This is a genomic window from Bradyrhizobium sp. CSA112 (assembly GCF_029051645.1).
In the GTDB taxonomy this organism is placed as follows: domain Bacteria; phylum Pseudomonadota; class Alphaproteobacteria; order Rhizobiales; family Xanthobacteraceae; genus Bradyrhizobium.
In genome coordinates this window covers 466540-488247 of the sequence record NZ_JAACFS010000002.1, presented here as the reverse complement: position 1 = coordinate 488247, position 21708 = coordinate 466540, and the positions used below count along the sequence as shown (strand labels likewise).

The window sequence follows — 21708 nt, the reverse complement described above, 5'->3', positions numbered from 1 at the left end:
ATGAAATTTATACGTGCATGAGATCCGAGGGCTCTACTTCAAACTGAACGGCGGTTGACCACCAGCACTGCTGCGGCGCAGGCAATCATGCCGATAATCGAGACCGCGTCGAGCCGCTCGCCGAACAGCACGTACGCCATCAACGAGGTCACGGCCGGCACCAGGTAGAACAGACTTGCTACCGACGTCGCGGCCGAGCGGCGGATCAGCCAGTACAATAGCCCGATCGATCCGATCGACAGCACCACGGCAAGCCAGGCCAGCGCCAGGATGAACTCGCCGGTCCAGTGCACTACATTCGTCTCGAACAGCCATGCGCCGAGGCCAAAGAAAATCGTCACCGCGACGTATTGCACGAGATTGCCGGCACGCCAGTCGATCGCACTGCAGTAGCGGCGCTGGTAGAGCGTACCCAAGGTGATGCTGACCAGCGATATGGCCGAAGCGAGCCATCCCCATCCCGCCTCCCCGCTCATCGGCCTGTCGTGCAGGATCAGCACGACGCCGGCGAGCCCGAGCAGCAATCCGCCCCATTGCAGCGGCGTGACGCGTTCGCCGAGCCAGCGGCTTGCGAGCGTTGAGGTGAGGATCGGTTGCAGCCCCGGGATCAAGGCCGAGAGCCCTGCCGGAATCGAATGCGCGATCGCGATTGCCGTGCCGCCGAGATAGATTCCATGCACCAGAATGCCGGCGACGGCGCTGTGCGCGATGCCGATGCGATCCGGCCAGCGGGGCCGCGCGATCGCCACGATGATCGCCATCAGCCCCACCACACAGGCCATTCGGATCGCGAGATAGGTCAGCGGCTCGGCGCTGTTCAGCACATATTTGGTGCCGATGAATCCTGTGCTCCAGAGCACGACAAAGATCGCCGGCGCCGCGCGCGCGGCAATTTTTTCGAAGTCGCCAGTCATTTGCCGCCCCTGTTGCCCGATCACATGCGATGCGGCAAGAACTGATCGCACCTAGCTGGCGAGCGCGATCGGCGCTGTCCTCGATTCGGACCTTACTCTCTCTGCGCTTCCCGGCGCTGCCCCCTCATGCCAAAGGCCCGTTAGCCGCTTGAAACCAATCAGCATGAACGCGATTGACCCCTGAAAGGCACGGAATCCAAAAAACTTCCGGATCGTGGATTTTGGGGAATTAAGCGATGGCAATCAGATGGTGCCTGTCGCGAACATTGTGGACGCTCGCTGCATTCCTGCTGATGATACCAGTCGCCAGCGCCGGCGCTGAAAAATCAGCCCGCCCGTCCGAATTCCTGCTGCTCGCCCAGATCGCGCTCCTGGTCGCGGTGGGACGCGGGCTCGGCGAAATCATGCAGCGGATCGGTCAGCCATCCGTAATCGGGGAACTATTGGGCGGCCTGCTGCTGGGTCCTTCACTGTTCGGATGGCTCTGGCCGGCCGCGCATGCCACGATCTTTCCACCCTCCCCCGAACAGAAAGCGCTGATCGAGGGCATCGCGCAGTTCGGCATCCTGCTGCTGTTGCTGCTGACGGGGATGGAAACGGACCTCAAGCTCGTTCGCAAGGTTGGCCGTGCGGCCGCCTCGATATCGATTGCGGGCATCGTGGTCCCATTCATATGCGGCTTCTCGCTCGGCCAATTTCTGCCACAGAGCCTGCTTCCGCATCCCGAATCCCGCCTCGTGGCTTCACTGTTTCTCGGTACCGCGCTCTCGATCTCGTCGGTAAAAATCGTCGCCGTGGTCGTGCGCGAAATGAACTTCATGCGGCGGAATGTCGGCCAGATCATTGTTGCCACAGCCATCATCGACGACACCATCGGCTGGGTCATCATTGCGATGATCTTCAGTCTGGCATCGCAGGGCACACTCGATGTTTTTTCCGTCGGTCAGGCCGTGCTTGGCACCCTTCTCTTCCTGGCCATCAGCTTCACGGTCGGCCGACGGCTGGTGTTCCGCCTGATCCGCTGGACCAACGATTATCTGGTGAGTTCAGCCGCGGTGATCACCGTTATCCTGCTGTTGATGAGCGCGATGGCAATGATCACGCATCTGATCGGCGTTCACACCGTGCTCGGCGCATTCGTCGCCGGCATCCTGGTCGGCGAATCGCCGATCCTGACGCGACAGATCGACGAACGCTTGCGCGGCTTGATCACCGGCCTGTTCATGCCGGTGTTTTTCGGCATGGCGGGCTTGAGCATGGACCTGACCGTGCTTAGGGATCCTGACCTGCTCCTGCTGACGGTCGCGCTGGTGCTGATCGCCAGCATCGGAAAATTCGGCGGCGCGTTTGCGGGCGGCGCGCTTGGCGGCCTCACGCCAAGGGAATCCTACGCGCTGGCAAGCGGAATGAACGCGCGCGGCTCGACCGAAGTCATTATCGCCACCATCGGTCTTTCCATGGGTGTACTCAGCCAAAACTTGTTCTCGATGATCGTGACGATGGCGATCCTCACCACCATAGCGATGCCGCCGATGCTTCGCGGCGCGCTTTCCCGCCTTCCACTCGGAAAAGACGAAAAGGCGCGCCTTGAGCGCGAGGAGTTCGAGCAAAATGATTTTGTCGCCAATCTTGAGCGCCTGCTGCTCGCCGTGGACGAAAGCGCGAACGCGAAATTTGCCTCTCGTATCGCCGGCCTGCTCGCGGGAGCGCGCGGCCTCCCAATTACGGTTCTCCATGTGGGTGTCCGTGCCAAGCAACAGGAGGCAAAGCGCCAGGATGAAGGGAGCCACGAGGCTGTCATAAGAGAGGCCGCCACGGCGATCGCAGAGGCCGACCGGGAGAGCGTGGGCGATGTCGAGGTAACGACGCGTGCCCCAGTCCAACGGGCCGCCGATGCCGTGGTGGAAGAGGCGCGAAAGGGCTTTGATCTTCTCGTGGTCGGTATGGAGAATGTCTTGGGCAAAGACGGCTTCGACAGGAAAATCGAAGACGTCGCCTCGGGCTTCAAGGGTCCCGTTGCCCTCGTTGCGGCCAAGGGCGCCCACCTCAAGCAACCCGCGAGCGCGGAGTTCAGGATACTGGCTCCGGTTTCCGGAAGCGCCTTATCGCGGCGCGGTGCGGAGATCGCGGGCGCGCTGGCGCGCTCGAGCCCTCATCCACTCAGGGTGGTTTATGTGTCCACGACCAGGGACAAAGGCGCGCGCCGGCGCAGCGCCAGCATGTCGCTCGCGAGCGAGGAAGGCATTTTGAAAGACGCCGCGACGGCAGCGGCCCTCTATGATGTCGACGTCAGAACCACGCTGCGTGCGGACGTGGCTCCTGAAGAAGGCATCCTGCATGAGATCGAGAGCAGCGGCGCCGATCTTGTCGTATTGGGGGTCGATCGGATCCAGGGGGAAACGCTGAACTTCGGCGGCGTAGCCGCAGCGATTCTCAGCAAATCGAAAGTGTCGGTGTTGCTGATCGCGGACGGAGAAGCCAACCGGAAAGATTAATCCAGAGCAGAACTCGCCGCGCCTCACCACTCTTCCGGGCAGGGATCGACGATCTTCCAGAGCTCGCCGCCGTTCTTGATCTTCTTCATCTCGGTAGTGAGCCCGCCATTGCGGCGGATCCAGTCCTTCACGGTATCCGGATAATAGGACATCAAATCCGACGTCCCTTCCAAGCTCGTGACCTTCATGCCGAAGGTGAAAGCCTTGTCGTAATAGGCTTGGTGGAAACCGATGCTCGCCTTCGGCGTAACGCAGATCTTGTTCATCGGCACGATGCCGAATACCAGCGTGCAGGCCGAGTTGCAGATGCCGTCGATGATCACGCGCTCCCTGCGGTCGCGGATGCGTTTGTACTTGGCCTTGTACTCTTCGACATAGCCGCCATGATCGCGCGTGATGTGCAGGTCGGCGCGCGCCGGGCTTGCGACCAGAGCCGAGAGAAACAGCAAGGCGAGAGGCGTGATGCGCATGGGTCGATCGGGAACCGGGTGCCTTTGTCAGACGCGGGATAAGTCGGCCCGTAAAGTGGGGACCAGACAGCAAAACTCTGGCTGGACTGTGTTGGGAATTCGTTAAGCATCCCTTGAGGCCAAAAATGGGCGCGTTAGCGTGATTTTCCGCAGCTTTTCTGCCCGCTTCTCCTAGAATGGGAAATCAGGATTCGCCAAAATGCCAGGGAGTACCGCCTTCGATCGAATTAGAGCTTAAGCTTCTATCTTGTTGTTTTGACGCGCTTTCTTTACCCGAATGGCTGTCCGCTCAGCTCGAAACGCTACAGTTTCAGTGGGAATTCCGGAGAATCGAAATGACCAAAGCGAAGTTTTTCGTTGCCGCCGCCCTCCTCGCCACCGCGGCCCTGGCCCCAAACCTGGCAGACGCCCGCCATAATCGGCACCACCTGCACAATTGGGGCCTGCCCTACCCGATCAGCTTCCTCCACAATTACGGTCCTGGCCTTCAGCCCGGCACCTTCGCCTATTACGACGGTCCCTCGACCGTCCTGTGCCGCCAGGGCGCGGCCGCCTATATCGGCCAGGACCGCAAGCGGCACCCCTGCTACTGACCTCCGCTACTGGCTCTATCAGGCCAAGTCTGATACCAGCCACCGCAGGCGCTCGTAGCTCAGCTGGATAGAGCATCGGATTTCGATTCCGAGGGTCGGGAGTTCGAATCTCTCCGAGCGCGCCATTTGAGCTCTTCACGGACAAAAGACTTTGAGAGTGGGCGGAAACGGCCCCGGACCAAAACTGCCGTTTAGTCTGGGGAGGTTTTTCGGCAGGCCAGCGCTGCGTAATGCGGGGCGACATTTGGCGCGGCCGCTTGAACGCTCTCCCCTGATAAGCGAGGCGATCGTCGAGCCGATTGCCGCGAGCAATTGCGGCGGCGCCAGTCAACTCCGTTGCCACGCCACGATGTGAATCGTCCATCATTCGCGCAGGACTCTGTTCTCGAAGTGTTTCGAGCTCATCGGAGAGCCTCCATGCCACGAGGGTCTCCGATGTGGCGCGCCAGTGCACTCTCAAACAGACGTGCAAGACCCGGACGGTTGACCGAACGTGTCAAAATCTCACGGCGAGGCGGCCTCGGACGGCGTGGTCTTCGGCGTTGCGTGCGACCTGGCCCTGGTAGAGAATGCCGAGCGTGGTTTGCGCATTGAGATACAGGTCAGCGCCGGCTTCGAGCAGCACGCTGTCGCGCGCGAGCGGCGCGCCCGCGATCTCGAAGGCAGTGCCTCCGCTCGCGAAGGAGAGGCTGGTGACCGGCGTCACGTCGCCGAGCACGTGCTGCCAGGCGGTGGAGAGGCGTGGCGCCAGCGTCATTCCCCCGACCGCGACGCTGGTGGCGAGCCGCGCGCCAAGCGTCGCGAAGCCCGCCTCTTCGCGGTCACGCGCACCCGTAAGCGCTGCGACGCCGCCCTTCTCCGTGAAACCGCTTGTCCTCGCCTGCACCCAGGCAGCTCCTGTAAACGGCTCGAGCGCGACCGGCCCGAGCCCGAAACCGTAGCCGATCTCGCCAAACACCTGGGTGGTATCTCCATGATAGGCGGCCGACGCGCGATCGACAAAGCCCGGAAACGCGATGGTGCGGGTGGTGTCGATCTGGTGGTACGAATAGGCCATGCCGGTGCGCACGCTCCAGGCGCCGGCACTGCCCGCGCCGTAGAGCGCCGCGTGGCCGCTGTCGACCGAGGCCGAACTCGCGCGTGCGTCCACGCCGACCGCGGAGTCCGAATAGCCCGCCGCGAAGCCGAAGCGCCAGTCATCAACAGCGCCGTCGACCCCCGCGACGGCGCCAGCATGGCGGCGACCGACCGTTGCCGCATTGCCGTCGCCGTCGATGCGACCGCGCGCGCCGAGTCCCTGCGCCCAGAAGGTCAGGCGCGACGAGTGCGTCTTCGTCTCCGGCACGGTCCCCGCAAGCGCCGCCGGGCTGGCGGCACGCGACGCCGTCCCGCCTGCCGCGTTGTCGAAGGACGCCTGGCGCAGGCGGCCGAGCACCGCGTCGCGCAGATCGCGCGATTCGTCGACGAGCACGCCCACCGTACTCGCATGCAACTCGCCCGAGAGTGCATCGAACGCCTGCCGCGCCTGCGCGGCCGTGTTGTAGAGCACCGTATTGAAGATGGGATTGCCGAAGCCCAGCGAATCGACGCCGGTGCCGGTAGCAATCTGGTTGCGCGTCCAGCCGACGCTCGCGAAGCTTGCCGTTCGTGCGAGGGTGAAGAATACGTGGTCGGCATTGTAGGACAAGGTCGGCGTTATGAAGGCGGACGACGTGAGATTGGAAGTCACGCTGTTGAACGTGCCGGCGATGCCGCCAGTCGCCGTGAGAATCGTGTAGGTGGTGCCCGGCGCGTAGATCCCGGGCGCTGCGACCACACGCAGGGCGCCGGCGAGTTGCGCCGCGCCCGTGACATCGGTGCGATCGGCACTCGCCGGCGCGATCTCGACCAGGTAGGTCGAGGCCGCCGACAGCACGAGATTGCCCTGCACCGTGATGGTGCCGATCGAGTTGCCGGGCGAGAGCGCACCGGCACCGATGGTCGTTGCGGCAAGAAAACCGGTGCCCCCGACAAGACCGCCGCCATCCACCGTCAGCGGTGACGAGGCGATCGAGCCGTTCACGATGAGCGTGGCGCCGTTGACAGTCGTGGGACCCGTGTAGCTATTGGCAGCCGTCAGGATGGTGGTGCCGGACAGCACATTGACGCTGCCGTTGCCGGTCATCGTCGATCCGAACACGTAGTTGGCGGACCTATGGTTGAAGTTGATCGTGCCAATGCCAGCGCCGAACGCGACGCTTGTCGCGTCGAGCGTGCCGGCGGCCGCCGCCGGACTGCCTGCCGCCGCGCCGATGTTGCTGGCACGAGACAAACGCCGCCGAGGATGGCCGACAAATACAACCAGAAGTAGCGCAACCGGGAGTATGGTCGTGGCCGCATCGACAACTGACCCGTCTCCCTCTCACGCTTACCCCTCGATCCATGTCGCGAGCCGCGCTGCATCGCTCCGAATGCACTCCGTACTTACCTCCAAAAAACGCGCGGCATGTCAATCGAGGCAGGTGCCACGCAATCATCCAGAGGTTGCTAATTCCCCCGCATGTTGCGCCGCAATCACACAGCACGCCTGCCCGAAAACTGCGATTTCCCGCGATCGATTGCCCCGGGCCTGCAAAGCAGCAAGCGGAAATCAGATGATCCCGTGTTGCTTCAGAACGGCTTGCTCATCCCCCGATACCCATCCAAATATCTTTGGCGCGTCTTCAAGCTGCTGCACCAAGTAATGGACCTCGAAATCAATGGAAATATCCGGTTCGCTGCCTCGGTCGTAGATGGCGGTCCAAGCGACGTGCGCCAGGCAGTGGTGCTCATCGATAGGTGCGATGCGGACATTACGAAGTCGCATGTCCTTCGTACCGATGCGGCGATAGTTTTCGAATCCCTGCTGCATCACCTGCTTCAGGTGCTCATCATTCTGGCCGACACTGACGCCTGCCGGAGACGCAGCGACGAACGCAGCGGCGTATGAAGACGCCACCTTGTCCATGTCCACTTCATCGGTGAGCGCCATTCGGAACAGCTTCTCGTAGCGCTCAAACAGCTTCTTTACGCTATTCTCCATATGGAGCCTCCCGAAGGGTCGCAGTGGTAGCAACTTTGGCGAGTCCAGGATGGTTGCTGCGGCCTCCGCTGTCGAACAGCTAAATGTCATAGCGCTCCAGCGGAAACGTAGTTGTCAGCTTCATCTACGCCGAGGCGCCATTCTTCGACAGCATGCACTTTCAGGGGCGCTCGGCGCGGGGTTGTTCTCCCGGGCCGAACTCCCGGGTGATGAAGTCCTCAAGCCATAGCGACTCATTCCCCTCGGCGGGAACGCGCGTCGACTGCAACGGCCTCGTCCAGTTGCATGCTTGCGGGTGATAGAAGGCTTCTCGGCCGCCCTTCGCCAGGATCGCGAAAAAGAGGTAGCGTTGTCCGGGTTGGAAAGAGAACTCGCAGTCGAGCGTTGCGTAGACGTCCATCAGCTTGACGGTGCGAGTGAGCCTTTCATGGCCTTTCCACACGCGCTCGACCTCAATGAGCCAAGCGTGGTGGTCTGCTTGGACCTTGCCGGTGAACACGTATTGGGCGCGGTCGAAGCCGGCTTCAGGAGAGATGGGATCACATTGACATGCGTATGCGGCGCCTCCGCCCCACACCCAGCAGATCGCCAATATGAGGAGCCTCTCCAGCTTCTTCATTCTTCCCACTACCTTCGCTCGCGCTCTCGAGTTACTGCGCCCGAGAAGAATGGCGCACTTCGCGCAAGCGAACTGGCACAGGTGGCTGACAGCAAATGCTGTGAGCTACCACCCGGCGTCTAGCTCGCCGCGTCCTTGATCGCGGTTTCGAAGGTCTTTGCGTCGAAGGCCGGCATACTCTGGATCCGTCCCAGACCCTGGGTCGCATACCAGACGGAGAACGCGAGCATCGCTCCCTCATTCGGGGCATCGACGATGTCGACGAAATCGTAATAGCCCTGCGTGTAGTGGATCGACTCGATCTTGATGCCCAGCTTGTCGAGTTTTGCCTTGGCCTTGCTGGTTCGCTCCGATTGCTTGCTTGCCCACTCCGGGCTCAGGTTACCAAGCAGCACATATTTCATGGCTACCTCCATGTCATGTTGATCATGCGCGAAGGACAATACAATCATACGCCTTCCGGCGATCGGTGCCCATGCCGTTCTGCGTAGCGGGAACGGCAAGATACGGGTTCCGCGGCCCCGTATTTTTATCGACGAGCCCTACAGCCAGCGTCGTACCCGCGCGCGGTAGCGGCGATAGACGTCCCCGAACTTGCGCTCGAGATAGGCTTCCTCGCGGGCGATCACGCCGTAGTGAATGATAAGCGCAAAGGGCGCCAGCGTCATCAGCAGCCAAAGGCTGTTGAAGGCAACAGCCAGGCCGATAAGCCCCAGCACCATGCCGAGATAGATGGGATTGCGCGTGAGGCGGTAGGGGCCGGCCTCCACGATGGTCGTGGTCGGCAGGTTGGTGGGCACGTTGGAGCCGGCCCGGGTCATGGTAGAGATCGCCCACGCGACAAGCGCCAGCGCAAGGACGAACACCATCGCGCCTAGCCAGCCTGGAGACACCGCGGCCGGCAAGAACGGCAAGGGCATGAGCCAATTCAGCGCGAGCCCGGCAAGTACCGCGAGCGCCCACGCGATCGGTGGCCGGACAATAACATTCGCGGTATCTGCCGTGTCAGCCATGGCGGGACCGATGAAGCTGCGCTCCCCTGATGTAGCCAGCAGAAGCCCCTTTGCAAGCATAGCTCAAAATTGCAGGCAATAACGCGGGACCGAGATGACGGTCCCCCGTACCACTCTCTCACGCTGCCGCGTCGGTGGCGTACTGCGCGATGCCGTGGCCGAGGGACCAGTTCTCGGGCAGCGTCTCGACGAGTCCGCGGGCGCCTGTCATCGAAGCTTTCTCGACGTGGATGAGGACCATTAGCTGAGGTCGGGAGACCTACAGCAAACAATAGTGCCCACCTTCATCGGCCATGGCACGCCACGCCCCCGCACGGACGAACGCCGTTAGAAGGCAAGCGGCTTGCCGATCAGGAACAAATCCAAATGATCGCAATCGCAATCGGGACACCCAAACCAAGTGCGCCGAAAATCGCCGGGACGAATTCGGAAAGCAAACCTGCTTGGTGTCGTCCGCCAGATGACGACATGACGTTACTCCTTGGAGCCCCGCGAGCCGTGCTCGCCCCCAAGATGAACGATCAATCGCGCCTTCGGACTAGAGTCCGTGGCGACTCTTTAATACGGCAATCCTGGGGCGTTATGGTTAATAAGAGGTTAATCGAAAGCTTGCAGACCGCGTCTTGAGACGCGCGCCGGATCGTAAATCGTCGCGTTACACACGTCGTTTCGGTCAAAATTCCGGAACAGCGCCGCGCCGTCATCATCGGCCGCCGCGCCTCCCTTCTCGCCCCGCCCGCCGTCAAGGAATGGCGACCGCATGGCGCCACTCCTTTTCAGCGTCGCGCCGATCAGAACGAGCAGCCAAAAGCCGTGAGCGATGCCTTCGTCGCATCCATGGTCTGCTTGCAGGTCGCTTCCATGGTCGCCTTCGCCGACGGATTCTTGGCCATGTCGACCCACGCCTTGCGCGTCTGGTCGATCTGCGTCTTGTACGTCGCGCGCTGTGCTTCGGGCACCTTGGAGACCACACAGGCATCGTATTTGGTCAGGAAGTCGTCGCAGGCGGCGATACCGGTGCTCTGTGCGTGGGCCGCGGTGACGCTCGCGAGCATGGCAACGGCTGTGAAGCCCGCCGCGAGTGATGAGATCTGTCGTCGGTTCGCGCTCGAACCGGCCACGGCATTCGATGTTGATTGACGCATAATTTTCATTCCTCTGTGACAACTGAATAATCTAGATCGCCAGCAGGCACCCGGCTTCGCCCGTGTCTCCCCCAATCGACTCGCAAAGCATCGCGCGCCGACAATCGGTCGGCGTTGCGGATGTTGAGCAGTTCGAGCGTTGAGTAGTTCAAGGCGAGAGCGGGCACTGTCGTGCCAGCGATGAGAAAATGTTCCGCCAATTTGGCGAGATTATGGGTGACGACGCGGTGACATTGTGACGGCTGCTCGATTGGCGCTACGCGCTGACGCCACTATCGATCTGAGTAAGTCGAAGCGTTGAGACTCGTCTTTGAAAGCGTCAAAATCCCGGCCAGATTCCTTCAGGCAGCCCCGCCGTCAACTGGACGAAACCATTTTTGCCCTGCTGCGAAGCGCTCCGGAAACAAAGAGCCGTTACGATTCCGGTAATCGAACAACGGGGTTAGATCATGTTGGTATCGGTCCTCAACCTCATCTACCGCGAGTTTCTCAAGCGTGTCCTTTCAGGCATCGCAATACAGGGAGGAAGGCTATGACCGAGGTCGTGACGGCATTCCTCATTTTCGTCAGCATCGGCGTATTCCTGGCCCACGCATTTGACGCCTATCGCCTGCGCTAGGTTCGCCCTCGCAACACGCTGACGCGATTGCTTCGCAAGACCGGTCGACGTTTGATGCACGCTCGGCGGCAGCCTCTTTATCCAGTCGCATCCTTGCCGGCGATGAACACGTCCCGGTCCCGGAATTTCGCGAACACCTCCGCCGGCTGACGGAAATTGGTGGCGAGCACGTCCTGCGGATTTGCCGCGATCCATTGCGAGAGATGGTCTCGTAGATTCCGGCATTGAATCCGATCAGGATGCGCTCCGGTCCGCTGCCGACGTTCTCGGTCGAGTGGCCGTAGCCTTGCGGGATGTAGCCAACATCGCCCTTCTGCAATCGCTCGATCCGGTAGCGGTCGCCGATCCGCCAGCGTAGGCCGCCCGCACCCCGGGGCAACCAGACGTCAAGCAAATCCGCCTGGGCCGTCGCAGGCTCAACTGAATGGCTATTGAATCAACAGGTTAGACAGACGCTTGGGGATGGTGCTAGAGAATGCAGGGGCGCAGGGGATTTCGATTCCGAGGGTCGGGAGTTCTGGTCTCTCCAGGTGCGCTCGTTCGGCTTACGGCAATTCGGACATTTCGACATGAGAAAGATAATCCTGACGCTGGCGATCCTGTATCCAGCGGCGGCGCTGGCTCAGGCGACCGAGCCCGCCAATCCTCCGACCATCGGCGGCAAACCGCTGGTTGTGGTCGGGTCGAAGAAATCGGAGGCGGGCAAGAAGGAAAAACCCTTGTCGGTCGCCCAAAAGTTGCAGGCATGCCAGGACATCGACGATGCGACCAAGGAACGCCTGAATTGCTACGACGCCATTTACGCGCCGCAGCCCAAGCCGAAGGCGCCGGCGGCGAAGGGCGTCAATGACTGCCGCTTCGTCAAGGAGGAGGACGAGCGGTTGACCTGCTACAACGGTTTTGCGGACAAAATTCCGAAGCTGCCGCGCTAGATCAGGCGGCGCACCTTACCAGGTGTTCCAGCTCGGACCGCCGAAGAAGCCGAACTGCGACTGCTGCGCGATTCGCATTTGTCGCGTTTGCGGAGGCTGCGCCATCTGCATCGGCGGCGCCGGACGGGCCTTGGCGATCTTGCGCTTGCGTTGAACCTGCGGCTCGGGCTTCTTCGCCTCCGCCGGCACGAGCTGGGCAAACGTCTCCCGCACACGGGCCTGGGCGGCGGATTCGGCCGGCGCGGGTGGCGCAACCGCCTGGGCCGTCACGGCCGGCGGCGGAACAATGGTCGGAAGGCTGGTGTCATAAACCACCCGCTCCGGCAGCTTCTGGTCGGAGCGAATGCGCACGATGGTCTTGTCGACCGAAGGAGCGGCTTGAGGAGCGGCCTGGCTGGCCACGACCGCCTGTTCTGGAACAAGCGCATCGATCGCCAACAACAGCGCGAGCAGCACTCCGCCGACAAACAGGAAATAACGCGCTACGGGCATCGGTGTTGCTCCCCCCGCGCGAGCATCGCGCGGTTCAATCGCCCAACAAGCGATATAGCGATTAGTTCCTGGTCAGCCGCCAAGGTTCAAAAGCGCCGATCACATTTTCGGGGGCGAGACGTGAGTTCGATCTCACAGGGTTAAATTAAATGCGGCTGGCGGTCACCAGTGAACATTTCGCCTTGTTTGCGTTGACGTTGACGAACCCGACCAGCACGCCGGCGTACCGCTTCCGGCTCTTCATGTTCACGGTATCGGGAATGACGCGCCGGCGGTCGGTCAGGTGGCTGCCGTCCCGGCGGGTGAAGGTGCAGGCGATCTCGATATCCCTCACCGCGTAGTCATTGGCGTTGCGCAGCGTGAAGGTCACTAGCGCTTTCGATCCGAGCCCGCCCCTTCGCCACGACTGCGAGATAATTTTCAGGCCGTCGAGCGGCGACCTGGCGGGCGCCACGGTTTCCGGCGGCGCGATGTCGAGAGGCGCCTCAGCGGCCGCCGCCGGGTTGGCGGCATCGGGGGAAACGGCTGGCGGTGACGGTGACAGGGTCGCCTGGGTCGCTGCCGTATCATCGTTGCGGGATGTATCTTGCGTGACGCTGGTGACTTCGGGCGACGTCACCGTTGAATGGCCCTCGGCATCGCTCGCTTGCGGGAGCATCAACCATACGCCGCATCCGACGATAGCGATGGCCGGCAGCACGGCGAGCCGTACTTCGGACCTTCCGAACGACCACCCGGCGATTCTCATAGCCGTGTCCTCACCCGGCAGCGCCGGCGATTGCCGCGCCGCGCATGAAAAAAGCCTTACGGGCGTTTTCCCGTACGGCTCTTGTCACGACCGCCGCTGTACGGATCCCGCCGCGCGTCAACAATCATCCAAAGCAGAAATGGTTTCACGCCACCTCGACAATATTGCGGCGGCAGCGGAAGGTTCACGGGATGGAATTGTGGATGCCTGGCAGCTAGATTGGCTGCGCCGCATCACACGCCGGCTTTAGAGGCGCAACAAGAACAATAGGGAGATCGAGATGCCGACCGTTAATTGGGCAGTTACCTGGGACCACGTCCATTTGCGCAGCCCCGATCCCGAAGCGACCGCGGCCTGGCTGGAAGACGTTCTGGGCGGCGAGATCGTCCGTGGCCCAGGGCGGATCGACGTCAAGCTCGGCGGCGCCAACATATTCATCGCACCCGTCACCGCCGGCGATGGCGTCAACACACCGCCAGTGACGCCCTATCAGGGGCTCGACCACTTCGGGCTGACGGTGAAGGACATCGACGCGGTCGCCGCCGAGATCAAGGCCAAGGGCGTCGAGTTCACGAAGGAACCGACTACCATCCGGCCCGGCGTGCGCATCTGCTTCATCCGCGGCCCGCAGGGCATTTCGATCGAGTTGCTCGAGCGCGACAAGAAGTACGCGTGAGCACCGCTTGATCCTCATGGTGAGGAGCGCGGCACGCGCGTCTCCGGACGATGCTGCGCATCGCCGGGCGAACCATGAGGCCGCAGCGCGGCCTACATCCTTCGAGACGCCGCTCACGCGGCTCCTTCAGGATGAGGATTGATAGTTGCTCACGTCATCGATCCCGGCATGAAGCAGCGGATGCTCAATCCCTGATAGCCGCGGATCGGCCAGACCATGGTTCGCCCTACCCGGTTCGGCTCGGTGATGACGGCATCCTCAGGCACGTCATGCCACTCGCCGTCGATGCGAACGCGGTAGTGCCCGCTTTTCGATTCCCAATCCACGTCGCTGACGGCGCTGCCGTCTGCGTCGGAACAGCATGGTCCCTTCCCGCTTCTGAGACTGTCGAACCACTGCTTCAGCGGCGAGTTGGCATAGCGGCCATCGGGATCGCGGGCCTCGCCGAGGTCGGCGACCAACGGCAACATCAGCAACACCCCGCCGACGATCAGCGGCTTTTTCCAGCGGCCCGCGCGATGACGACCCGTCGTTTCAAGATTGCTATTCTCTGCATATGGGCGCGGCACGTGGCCGCCGGAATTCATCCAGTTGGTCACCTGTTTCTCTTGCTCCAGCACCCGCCGGCCGGTGCCAAACCGAGCTATGCATTTCGCGGGCCAATTTGATTCGGTCCACGCCGCCTGTCATCCTTGTGTCACGTCGGGGTGGAACGCTTCGGGTTTGCCTCCTGCACGGGAATTGGCAGGCAACCTGACGCGTTGACGGTGCGGGCCACGCTTTGGCATAACCCTTGACACCGGCCTTGCGTGGGCGCGACGGCCGGCATCTGGGACGTCATGAAGAATGGGCTGTATTCGATCCACGTCACCCTGCTGGATGGGCGCATCGGCAAGGGCAGCGGTGTCATTCTGTTCCGGGACGGCCAGATCCTCGGCGGCGATGCCTATCTGTATTACACCGGCAGCTATACGGTGAAGGGCGATACCTTCAAGGGCGAGGTGCTGGTGCAGCGGCACACCACACCGCGCGACAATGACAATCCCCTGTTCGGCGGGCCAAGTCCGGTCGGCATCGGCGTGTCCGGAACCTTCACCGACACGCGTGGCACCATGAACGGAACCGCGCTCGTCGGCAAAGCAAGCCAGATCTTCGGCGCCACGTTGCACAAGCTCGCAGATATCAACTAGCTCGATCGAACGTTCGGCTACTCCGCCGCCTGCTCCAGCGGCGCCGTTCGCGGCAGGATGATCTGGATGCGCGTACCGCCGCCCGGCTCCGAATCGAGGTCGAGCCTGCCGCCAAGGCGTGTCGTCACGATGCTGTAGACGATGTGCAGGCCAAGCCCGGTGCCGCCTTGATCGCGCCGCGTGGTGAAGAACGGATCGAAGGCGCGGCGGCGGACGTCGAGGCTCATGCCGCATCCATTGTCGGAGAAGATGATCTCGACATTGTCCTTGCCGGACTCCCGCACCTGGATATCGACCGTGCCGGGTTTGCCGTCCGGAAAGGCATGCGCCACCGAATTGAGGAACAGGTTGGTGAGCACCTGTCCGTAGGGACCGGGGTAACTGTTCATGATCAGATTGGGCTGACACTCGACATTGAGCGTCAGATTGTGTTTGCGCAGGCCGGGCCGCAGGCTCATCACCACCTGCTCGGTGAGGTCGCCGAGATCGAAAGAGCGCTGGTCCGAATAATTGCGGTCGGCGGCGACCTGCTTGAACGACTGGATCAGTTCGGCGGCGCGGTTGAGATTGGCTACGAGCTGCGAGGATGCATCGCGGCTGGTCTCGAGAAAATCGTTCAGGCTCGAGCGCCGCAGCGCGCCGCGGGCGACCTCCGCCGCAAAATTCGACGTCTTGCGCTCCAGCGCGGAGGCGACCGTCAGGCTGATGCCGACGGGATTGTTGACCTCGTGGGCCACGCCGGCCACCAGCCGTCCCAATGCGGCGAGTTTTTCCGCCTCGATCAGCGAATTCTGCGTCTCACGCAAGTTCCGCAGCGCCCCCTCCGCCGCATCCTTGGCCTTGCGCATCTCGGATTCGACGCGCTTGCGCTCGCCGATATCGAGCGCAACCGTGACGATGTTCTCGATCTCGCCGGCCGCATCGAGGATCGGCAGCTTGTTGACCAGCCATTGGCGCATATGGCCGCCGGCGTCCCTGTATTCCTCCTCGTAGAAGCCGAGCTCCTTGCCGGCCGCCAGCACCCGCTTGTCGGGTTCGTCGGTCTTTTCCGCGCCGTAGCGCGACATCAACTCGGCGGTGGTGCGGCCGATCGCATCTCCCGGCTCGACCCCGAAAATGCCGGCCATATAGCGGTTCATCAGGACGTAGCGGAGCTGCCTGTCCTTGACGTTGATGACCGCAGGCACGGTGTCGATCACCATTTGCAGCAAACGGCGGCCTTCGGCGATCGCATCCTCGGCGCGTTTCTGGTCGGTGATGTCGCGCACCGTGCCCTCGTAGCGAATGATGACGCCGGCCTCGTTGTGCACGGCGCTCGCGCTGTCCGAGAGCCAGAGCACCGAGCCGTTGCGCGTGCGAACCTGGTACTCGTATTCACGGACCATGCCGTCGCGCTGCATCAGCCGCTCGTATTCCGTCCGCGCCTCGGGATGGACGTAGATGGTATCGGCGATGTCGCCGATGCCGCTGATCAGATCATGCGGCGTGGCATAGCCCATCATTCGTGCCAGCGCCGGGTTGGCGTTGAGCAGCGCACCGCCTGGCGTCGTGACGTAAATCCCGTCGACCGAGGACTCGAACAACTTGCGGTAACTTTCCTCGGCAAGCCGCTGCTCGGCGAGCGCGCGCACTGCCGCCTCGCGCGCGGTGTCGGCATCGACCAGCGTCTGCCGGAATACTTCGGCGGCACGGGCAATGTCGCCGATCTCGTTGTCCACGTCGGTCGCGGGGATCGAGGCGCTCTTCTCGCCGCCGGCCACCGCACGGATCGAGGTTGCGATCGCGGCAAGCGGACGCACGGTGCGGCGAACCACCAGCAGCGAGGCAAAGAGCCCGATCAGGACACCGGCGGTGCCGAGAACGATGCTCTGCCACTTGGCTTCGGTCAGCGTCCGCGCAAAATCGCGGGAGAGAACGCGCCCCCGTCGCTCGCTGACGTCGCGCAGCAATTCCGTCACGCGCTGGATTAAGCGGCCCTCCGCGCCCAGCACTTCCCTGTCGATGTCGGAGATCTGCCGTTCCCGGATCGATATGTTGACGATCGCCAGCGCATAATCGTCGACGACCGCGCGCAGCGTCGGATCCGCGATCGTCATCGAGCGCATGCTTTCCGCAGCCTGTTCGGCAGCCGAAGGGTTATGCGCCAGCAACGCCGAGGCGATGCGGCTCTGGGTCTGCAACAGGGCCATCGCCATCTGGGGATCGGACGCTTCGGCGATCGCGGCATCGAATTTTTCGCGCAAAGGCGGCAACGCGACGATCATTTCGGCGCGGCGGTTGATCAGCGCGGAAATCCGCTCGATGCCGCTGCGGTAGGTCGCCAGGCGCTCGGTGACGCCGTCGATCATGTCCTGCTGCTCGGGAGCGAGCTCCAGCCGCGTCTTCTTGAGGACCTCGCCAAGTGCGGTTGCGGCCTCGCCGACCTGGACCGACTGGTTGCCGGGGTCGGTGACGAAATCCCGCGCGGCGAGCCGCAATTCGTTCATGCGGCGGTCGATGTCCTCGGCCAGATCGCCGACGCTCTGCAGCCGCTGCAGCTCGGCAAAGGTCGAGTCGATGTGGCGGATGGCGATGACGCTGGCGGTCGAGGTGATGATGATCACCGCCAGCACCAGCATGAAACTGCCGAATGTCAGTTGGCCGATCGAAAGCGAGAACGATCGCGGCGGCAGCGAATTCGGCGGCGTTTCAGCGGTCATGTTGGTCGGGGCCGGGCTCCTACAGGGCGCAATATACGATGTATTTCGGGCCGTGGGGAACATGTCGAAATCGGCCAGAATCGGCCTTCCGGGCCCGGCCGCAGCCGCACCCGGCGGCGCATTAACCTTGCCAGGGCGCCCCCGCAGACCGTGAGGCGGTTGCGAGCGTCACCCGACCGAGCCGACCTCGAACACCTCGCCGTCATAGCCGGCTTCGAGGGGAATGCGGAGCTGGCGGCCGCCATTGTTCCTGGTCATGACCGGCGTGACGGTAACGACGGATTTGCCTCTGGAGTCGTCCAGCGCCGCCTTTACGCTTGCCTGCTTGCCGAGCCTGATCAGGTTGCGGGTGGTCGGGAACGGCAGCTTGAAGCGCCCGCTCTCACCGCCCTCCAGCGCCTCGCGCGGCGAGATCCAGATCGAGTCGGTCGATTCCTTGCCGTCATGGGCGCCGACCTGTTCCGGCGGCGCGGCGGCGAGGAAGAACCAGGTGTCGAACCGCTTGGGCATGCCCTCCGGCGTGATCCAGTGCGCATAGGGCACGAGCTCATCGAGCGCCAGCACCATGCCGTTATCGGAGAGCACCTTGAGGAAGCTGATCTTGCCGTCGCAAAGGTCGGCGCGATGCGCGGCTTCGATCTCGCTGGCGCGTTTGGCATCGACCAGCGCCTGCGATCCTTTCGGACGCGCCAGCAGGATGCCGCTCTCCTCAAAGGTTTCGCGGATCGCGGCGATGCGGAAGCTCAGCGTGGCCTCGTCGAGCCCTTCGCCGCCCGAATAGAGTTCTGATTTCGCGATGATCTCCTTGTCGCCCTTGTCGACGCTGCCGCCAGGAAATACCAGCGCGCCGGAATTGAAATCGATCTCATAATGGCGAACCATCATGAAGACCTCGATCTCCTTGGCGTCAGTGCTGTCGCGGAGCAGCAGGATGGTGGACGCGGGACGCGGGGCGACGGCTTCGGCCATAACAGTTTTACTCCTCAGATCCTCATCCTGAGGAGCGGCCTTCGGGCCGCGTCTCGAAGGATGATTGGGAAGCACCGGGGCCTCGTGGTTCGAGACGCCGCTTCGCGGCTCCTCACCATGAGGGACAATCAGCCCGCCGCGCTAGATTGCGGTTGCAGATTGGCACGGCGATCGACGCGCGCCACCCGCGACAACAGATAATCGACTTCAGCCTTTGCGGTCGCCGTGATGGTGGCGCCGGGCTTGCGCTGCGCGCTGGAGGAGATGATGCCGCGCTTCTGCAGCACGTATTTGCGCACCGACAGGCCCGCGCCGGGCTGCTGCTCGTAGCGGATCAGTGGCAGATGGGCGTCGAACAGGTCGTGCGCAGCGTCGCGCTTGCCGGCCTTCGACAGTTTGACGACGTCGATCAGCAGTTCGGGGAATGCATAGCCGGTCATGGCACCGTCGGCGCCGCGCTCCATTTCGAAATCGAGGAACAGTCCGCCATTGCCGACCAGAATAGAGAGCGGCCGCAACGAGCCATCCTTTTGGAAATTGCGGAGCGTTGTGATCTTCTCCAGGCCCGGCCAGTCCTCATGCTTGAGCATCACGCAGGACGGCGAGTCCATCACGATCTTGCGGATCACCGCGGGCGTGAAGATGACGTTGAGCGTCAGCGGATAATCCTGCAGCACCCAGGGAATGTCATCGCCGATCGCTTCCTGCGCCTGCTTGAAATAGCCCGTAATCTGATCGTCGGTGCGTAAGTGAGGCGGCGGCGCGATCATCACGCCGGCAGCTCCCGCATCCATCGACGCCCTCGCCAGCGAGCGCATCGAGGCAAAACCCGGCGCCGAGACGCCGACGATAATCTGCATGTTCTTGGCGCGCTTGACGAAGCGAACCGCGACCTGCTCGGCCTCTGCGGCGTCGAGTTTGGGCGCCTCACCCAAAATACCGAGCACGGTGACGCCGTCGCAGCCGACTTCGGCGTAAAAATCGGTCAGCCGGTCGATAGATTTCTCGTCGATGCGGCCGTCATCGTGGAACGGCGTCGGCGCGATCGCAAAGGTGCCCGCGGCCTGGGCGGTGAGTTTTGTCATTTAGTGCCTCTATCCTCTCGTCATTCCGGGATGCGCCGACAGGCGCAGGCCCGGAATCCATTTGTCCGTGGTAGCATGGATTCCGGGCTCACGCTTCGCGTGCCCCGGAATACAGCTACTCAAAACCTTCGCGCGCCCATCTTGATCTGCTCTTCGGAAAAGAAGATCTCCTTGGCGTGGGTCACGATATCCTCGGCCTTCCATCCCGTGAACGGGGGTTTCCAGCCTTCCATTTCCATCATCCGCATCTCCCGCACGCCGCGCGGGCCGGAGACGCCGAGCACCTTGCCGGTCTGGTCGCCCGAGAGATCGCTGACCATGTATAGCACGGCCGGCGCGATGCCGTCCGGCCCCAGGGCGGCGCCGGGGTTTTCCTTATAGCGCGGCAGGTCTGCGGTCATGCGGGTCAGCGCGCCTGGGGCCAGCGTCCAGATCCGGATATTGTATTTGCGGCCCTCGATCGCCAGCACGTTCGACAGTCCCCAGATACCGCCCTTGGCGGCGCCGTAATTGGTCTGGCCGAAATTGCCGATCAGGCCCGAGGTCGAGGACGTGTTGACGATGACGCCGCCGCCGTTCTCGCGCATCCATTTGAACACCGGCTGGGTGCAGCAAAAAGTGCCTTTGAGATGCACCCTGATCACCTTGTCCCAGTTGGCTTCCTTGGCCTTGGCAAAGGTCTCGTCGAGCAGGATGCCGGCATTGTTCACCAGGATGTCGGCGCGGCCGAAATTCTTGATGGCGTCGTCGAACACCGATTGGCCGCCGGCCATGGTCGAGATGTCGGAGCCGTTGGCGACCGCGCAGCCGCCCTCCTCCTTGATCGCATTGACCACCAGCTGCGCCATCGAAACGTCGGCCCCGGAGCCGTCGCGCGGTCCGCCGAGGTCGTTGACCACAACCGCCGCGCCCTCACGCGCGAACAGTTTTGCGTAGGCCTCACCGAGCCCGCCGCCCGCACCGGTGATGATGGCAACCTTGCCGTCGAGCAGTCCCATGGTTTCATCTCCCTTACGTTCCTCCGTCATTCCGGGGCGCGAAGCGAACCCGGAATCTCGAGATTCCGGGTCTGGTCCTTCGGACCATCCCGGAATGACGGGAATGTTAGCCCAGCACCGTCTTGCCATTCTTGATGACAGCGACGCCCCTCGCCTTCACCTTGGCTTCGAACGAGACGATATTGCCATCCTTCCACAGCTCCATCGTTACGGTCTCCCCAGGATAGACCGGCGACGAGAAGCGCGCGACGTGTTGCTTGAAGGCGGACGGGTCGTAGTCGGCGTAGGTCTGCAGCACGCCGCGGCAGGTGATGCCGTAGGTGCACATGCCGTGCAGGATCGGCCGCGGAAAGCCGGCCTTCTTGGCGAACTCCGGATCAGAGTGCAGCGGGTTGCGATCGCCGCAGAGGCGATAGACCAGCGCCTGGTCCGGCCGTGTCGTGATGTCCACGATCCGGTCGGGCGCGCGCTCCGGCACCTTGTGCGGCTCGGGCTGGCCTTCCGAAGGTCCGCCAAACCCGCCATCGCCGCGGGCGAAGCGCGAAGCCACCAGCGTAGCCAGCTTCTCGCCATTTTCGTCTTTCAGCACGGTCTGGTGGCGGATGACCGCGCCCTTGTCCTTGCCCTTGTCGAAGACGTCGAGCACGGTCGAGTCGGCCGTGATCTTCGCGGCACTCGGCAGCGGCTTGTGGAAGGTGATGTCGCGCTCGCCGTCGACCACCATCACGCGGTTGAGGTTCATTTCGCCGGGACCTGCGCCCCACGCCGCCACCGAGGCGAAGGTCGGCACGACCTTCAGCGGACGCGGCGTCAGCGTGCCTTCGTTGACGTAAGCCAATTCCTTCTCGTCCATGGGATCGGCACCCATGCCGATGCCGTAGGCGTAAAGCATCACCTCCCGATCGGTGTAGGCGTATTTCTGGCCGAGATTTTTCAGGGCCATGAGCTGTTCGTAGTTGATCGGCATCGCGATCGTCCTCTCCCGAATTC

General features: G+C 62.6%; 21 protein-coding genes and 1 tRNA gene. 6 read left to right on the top strand and 16 right to left on the bottom strand.

Annotated features, from left to right (window positions below):
- Positions 1 to 38 precede the first annotated feature (38 nt).
- Positions 39 to 914 carry a DMT family transporter gene (locus tag GWE18_RS07310; RefSeq protein WP_275185088.1) on the bottom strand — a complete coding sequence of 292 codons (876 nt, stop codon included), beginning with the start codon at positions 912 to 914 and terminating at the stop codon, positions 39 to 41.
- A 236-nt stretch (positions 915 to 1150) separates the two neighbouring features.
- Here GWE18_RS07310 and GWE18_RS07305 point away from each other — a divergent pair, with 236 nt between their 5' ends.
- Positions 1151 to 3409, top strand: coding sequence for a cation:proton antiporter (locus GWE18_RS07305; protein ID WP_275185087.1), 2259 nt, complete (start codon positions 1151 to 1153; stop codon positions 3407 to 3409).
- Positions 3410 to 3432: 23 nt separating this feature from the next.
- Here GWE18_RS07305 and GWE18_RS07300 read toward each other — a convergent pair whose 3' ends face one another.
- Complete coding sequence (locus GWE18_RS07300) at positions 3433 to 3879, bottom strand: hypothetical protein (RefSeq protein ID WP_275185086.1); 447 nt, start codon at positions 3877 to 3879, stop codon at positions 3433 to 3435.
- Positions 3880 to 4214: 335 nt separating this feature from the next.
- On the opposite strand from GWE18_RS07300, the gene GWE18_RS07295 reads away from it, so the two are divergent.
- A complete protein-coding gene (locus tag GWE18_RS07295) occupies positions 4215 to 4472 on the top strand; it encodes a hypothetical protein (RefSeq protein ID WP_275185085.1) in 258 nt (85 codons plus the stop codon).
- 48 nt (positions 4473 to 4520) lie between these two features.
- Positions 4521 to 4597, top strand: a tRNA-Arg gene (locus GWE18_RS07290).
- 371 nt (positions 4598 to 4968) lie between these two features.
- Here the strand turns inward: GWE18_RS07290 and GWE18_RS07285 are convergent.
- From GWE18_RS07285 to GWE18_RS07260, 6 genes are all read right to left on the bottom strand, one after another.
- On the bottom strand, positions 4969 to 6783 hold the full coding sequence (locus GWE18_RS07285) for an autotransporter domain-containing protein (RefSeq protein ID WP_275185084.1): 1815 nt from the start codon (positions 6781 to 6783) through the stop codon (positions 4969 to 4971).
- A gap of 318 nt (positions 6784 to 7101) precedes the next feature.
- The gene (locus GWE18_RS07280; RefSeq protein WP_275185083.1) at positions 7102 to 7533 is read right to left on the bottom strand and encodes a nuclear transport factor 2 family protein; all 432 of its coding nucleotides are present in this window, start codon (positions 7531 to 7533) and stop codon (positions 7102 to 7104) included.
- A gap of 160 nt (positions 7534 to 7693) precedes the next feature.
- Positions 7694 to 8152: a hypothetical protein gene (locus GWE18_RS07275; RefSeq protein ID WP_275185082.1), complete on the bottom strand. Its 459-nt coding sequence runs from the start codon at positions 8150 to 8152 to the stop codon at positions 7694 to 7696.
- Between the two features lie 119 nt (positions 8153 to 8271).
- Positions 8272 to 8556, bottom strand: coding sequence for a GYD domain-containing protein (locus GWE18_RS07270; protein WP_275185081.1), 285 nt, complete (start codon positions 8554 to 8556; stop codon positions 8272 to 8274).
- Between the two features lie 138 nt (positions 8557 to 8694).
- Positions 8695 to 9165, bottom strand: coding sequence for an isoprenylcysteine carboxylmethyltransferase family protein (locus GWE18_RS07265; RefSeq protein WP_275185080.1), 471 nt, complete (start codon positions 9163 to 9165; stop codon positions 8695 to 8697).
- A gap of 791 nt (positions 9166 to 9956) precedes the next feature.
- Positions 9957 to 10310 carry a hypothetical protein gene (locus tag GWE18_RS07260; RefSeq protein ID WP_275185079.1) on the bottom strand — a complete coding sequence of 118 codons (354 nt, stop codon included), beginning with the start codon at positions 10308 to 10310 and terminating at the stop codon, positions 9957 to 9959.
- A gap of 1188 nt (positions 10311 to 11498) precedes the next feature.
- Between GWE18_RS07260 and GWE18_RS07255 the strand changes: the two genes are divergently transcribed.
- The gene (locus GWE18_RS07255) at positions 11499 to 11861 is read left to right on the top strand and encodes a hypothetical protein (protein WP_275185078.1); all 363 of its coding nucleotides are present in this window, start codon (positions 11499 to 11501) and stop codon (positions 11859 to 11861) included.
- A gap of 15 nt (positions 11862 to 11876) precedes the next feature.
- Here GWE18_RS07255 and GWE18_RS07250 read toward each other — a convergent pair whose 3' ends face one another.
- A complete protein-coding gene (locus GWE18_RS07250) occupies positions 11877 to 12353 on the bottom strand; it encodes a hypothetical protein (RefSeq protein WP_275185077.1) in 477 nt (158 codons plus the stop codon).
- 145 nt (positions 12354 to 12498) lie between these two features.
- Positions 12499 to 13101, bottom strand: a complete 603-nt coding sequence (locus tag GWE18_RS07245; protein ID WP_275185076.1) for a hypothetical protein — start codon at positions 13099 to 13101, stop codon at positions 12499 to 12501.
- Between the two features lie 280 nt (positions 13102 to 13381).
- Here GWE18_RS07245 and GWE18_RS07240 point away from each other — a divergent pair, with 280 nt between their 5' ends.
- Positions 13382 to 13777 (top strand): VOC family protein, encoded by a 396-nt coding sequence (locus GWE18_RS07240; RefSeq protein ID WP_275185075.1) that lies wholly within the window; start codon positions 13382 to 13384, stop codon positions 13775 to 13777.
- 149 nt (positions 13778 to 13926) lie between these two features.
- On the opposite strand, the gene GWE18_RS07235 is transcribed toward GWE18_RS07240, so the two are convergent.
- A complete protein-coding gene (locus tag GWE18_RS07235; protein WP_275185074.1) occupies positions 13927 to 14376 on the bottom strand; it encodes a hypothetical protein in 450 nt (149 codons plus the stop codon).
- 240 nt (positions 14377 to 14616) lie between these two features.
- On the opposite strand from GWE18_RS07235, the gene GWE18_RS07230 reads away from it, so the two are divergent.
- Positions 14617 to 14967, top strand: coding sequence for a GrlR family regulatory protein (locus tag GWE18_RS07230; RefSeq protein ID WP_275185167.1), 351 nt, complete (start codon positions 14617 to 14619; stop codon positions 14965 to 14967).
- Between the two features lie 17 nt (positions 14968 to 14984).
- Here GWE18_RS07230 and GWE18_RS07225 read toward each other — a convergent pair whose 3' ends face one another.
- From GWE18_RS07225 to GWE18_RS07205, 5 genes are all read right to left on the bottom strand, one after another.
- Complete coding sequence (locus tag GWE18_RS07225) at positions 14985 to 17666, bottom strand: PAS domain S-box protein (protein ID WP_275185073.1); 2682 nt, start codon at positions 17664 to 17666, stop codon at positions 14985 to 14987.
- Between the two features lie 168 nt (positions 17667 to 17834).
- Positions 17835 to 18635: an NUDIX hydrolase gene (locus GWE18_RS07220; RefSeq protein WP_275185072.1), complete on the bottom strand. Its 801-nt coding sequence runs from the start codon at positions 18633 to 18635 to the stop codon at positions 17835 to 17837.
- A 128-nt stretch (positions 18636 to 18763) separates the two neighbouring features.
- Complete coding sequence (locus tag GWE18_RS07215) at positions 18764 to 19720, bottom strand: dihydrodipicolinate synthase family protein (protein ID WP_275185071.1); 957 nt, start codon at positions 19718 to 19720, stop codon at positions 18764 to 18766.
- Between the two features lie 119 nt (positions 19721 to 19839).
- The gene (locus tag GWE18_RS07210; protein WP_275185070.1) at positions 19840 to 20718 is read right to left on the bottom strand and encodes an SDR family oxidoreductase; all 879 of its coding nucleotides are present in this window, start codon (positions 20716 to 20718) and stop codon (positions 19840 to 19842) included.
- A gap of 106 nt (positions 20719 to 20824) precedes the next feature.
- The gene (locus GWE18_RS07205) at positions 20825 to 21685 is read right to left on the bottom strand and encodes a MaoC/PaaZ C-terminal domain-containing protein (RefSeq protein ID WP_275185069.1); all 861 of its coding nucleotides are present in this window, start codon (positions 21683 to 21685) and stop codon (positions 20825 to 20827) included.
- Positions 21686 to 21708: the final 23 nt, after the last annotated feature.

Coding starts and splice junctions, on each gene's coding strand:
- GWE18_RS07310 (WP_275185088.1), bottom strand. CDS start 914: ATGACTGGCGACTTCGAAAAAATTGCCGCGCGCGCGGCGCCGGCGATC.
- GWE18_RS07305 (WP_275185087.1), top strand. CDS start 1,151: ATGGCAATCAGATGGTGCCTGTCGCGAACATTGTGGACGCTCGCTGCA.
- GWE18_RS07300 (WP_275185086.1), bottom strand. CDS start 3,879: ATGCGCATCACGCCTCTCGCCTTGCTGTTTCTCTCGGCTCTGGTCGCA.
- GWE18_RS07295 (WP_275185085.1), top strand. CDS start 4,215: ATGACCAAAGCGAAGTTTTTCGTTGCCGCCGCCCTCCTCGCCACCGCG.
- GWE18_RS07280 (WP_275185083.1), bottom strand. CDS start 7,533: ATGGAGAATAGCGTAAAGAAGCTGTTTGAGCGCTACGAGAAGCTGTTC.
- GWE18_RS07275 (WP_275185082.1), bottom strand. CDS start 8,152: ATGAAGAAGCTGGAGAGGCTCCTCATATTGGCGATCTGCTGGGTGTGG.
- GWE18_RS07270 (WP_275185081.1), bottom strand. CDS start 8,556: ATGAAATATGTGCTGCTTGGTAACCTGAGCCCGGAGTGGGCAAGCAAG.
- GWE18_RS07265 (WP_275185080.1), bottom strand. CDS start 9,165: ATGGCTGACACGGCAGATACCGCGAATGTTATTGTCCGGCCACCGATC.
- GWE18_RS07260 (WP_275185079.1), bottom strand. CDS start 10,310: ATGCGTCAATCAACATCGAATGCCGTGGCCGGTTCGAGCGCGAACCGA.
- GWE18_RS07255 (WP_275185078.1), top strand. CDS start 11,499: ATGAGAAAGATAATCCTGACGCTGGCGATCCTGTATCCAGCGGCGGCG.
- GWE18_RS07250 (WP_275185077.1), bottom strand. CDS start 12,353: ATGCCCGTAGCGCGTTATTTCCTGTTTGTCGGCGGAGTGCTGCTCGCG.
- GWE18_RS07245 (WP_275185076.1), bottom strand. CDS start 13,101: ATGAGAATCGCCGGGTGGTCGTTCGGAAGGTCCGAAGTACGGCTCGCC.
- GWE18_RS07240 (WP_275185075.1), top strand. CDS start 13,382: ATGCCGACCGTTAATTGGGCAGTTACCTGGGACCACGTCCATTTGCGC.
- GWE18_RS07230 (WP_275185167.1), top strand. CDS start 14,617: ATGAAGAATGGGCTGTATTCGATCCACGTCACCCTGCTGGATGGGCGC.
- GWE18_RS07225 (WP_275185073.1), bottom strand. CDS start 17,666: ATGACCGCTGAAACGCCGCCGAATTCGCTGCCGCCGCGATCGTTCTCG.
- GWE18_RS07220 (WP_275185072.1), bottom strand. CDS start 18,635: ATGGCCGAAGCCGTCGCCCCGCGTCCCGCGTCCACCATCCTGCTGCTC.
- GWE18_RS07215 (WP_275185071.1), bottom strand. CDS start 19,720: ATGACAAAACTCACCGCCCAGGCCGCGGGCACCTTTGCGATCGCGCCG.
- GWE18_RS07210 (WP_275185070.1), bottom strand. CDS start 20,718: ATGGGACTGCTCGACGGCAAGGTTGCCATCATCACCGGTGCGGGCGGC.
- GWE18_RS07205 (WP_275185069.1), bottom strand. CDS start 21,685: ATGCCGATCAACTACGAACAGCTCATGGCCCTGAAAAATCTCGGCCAG.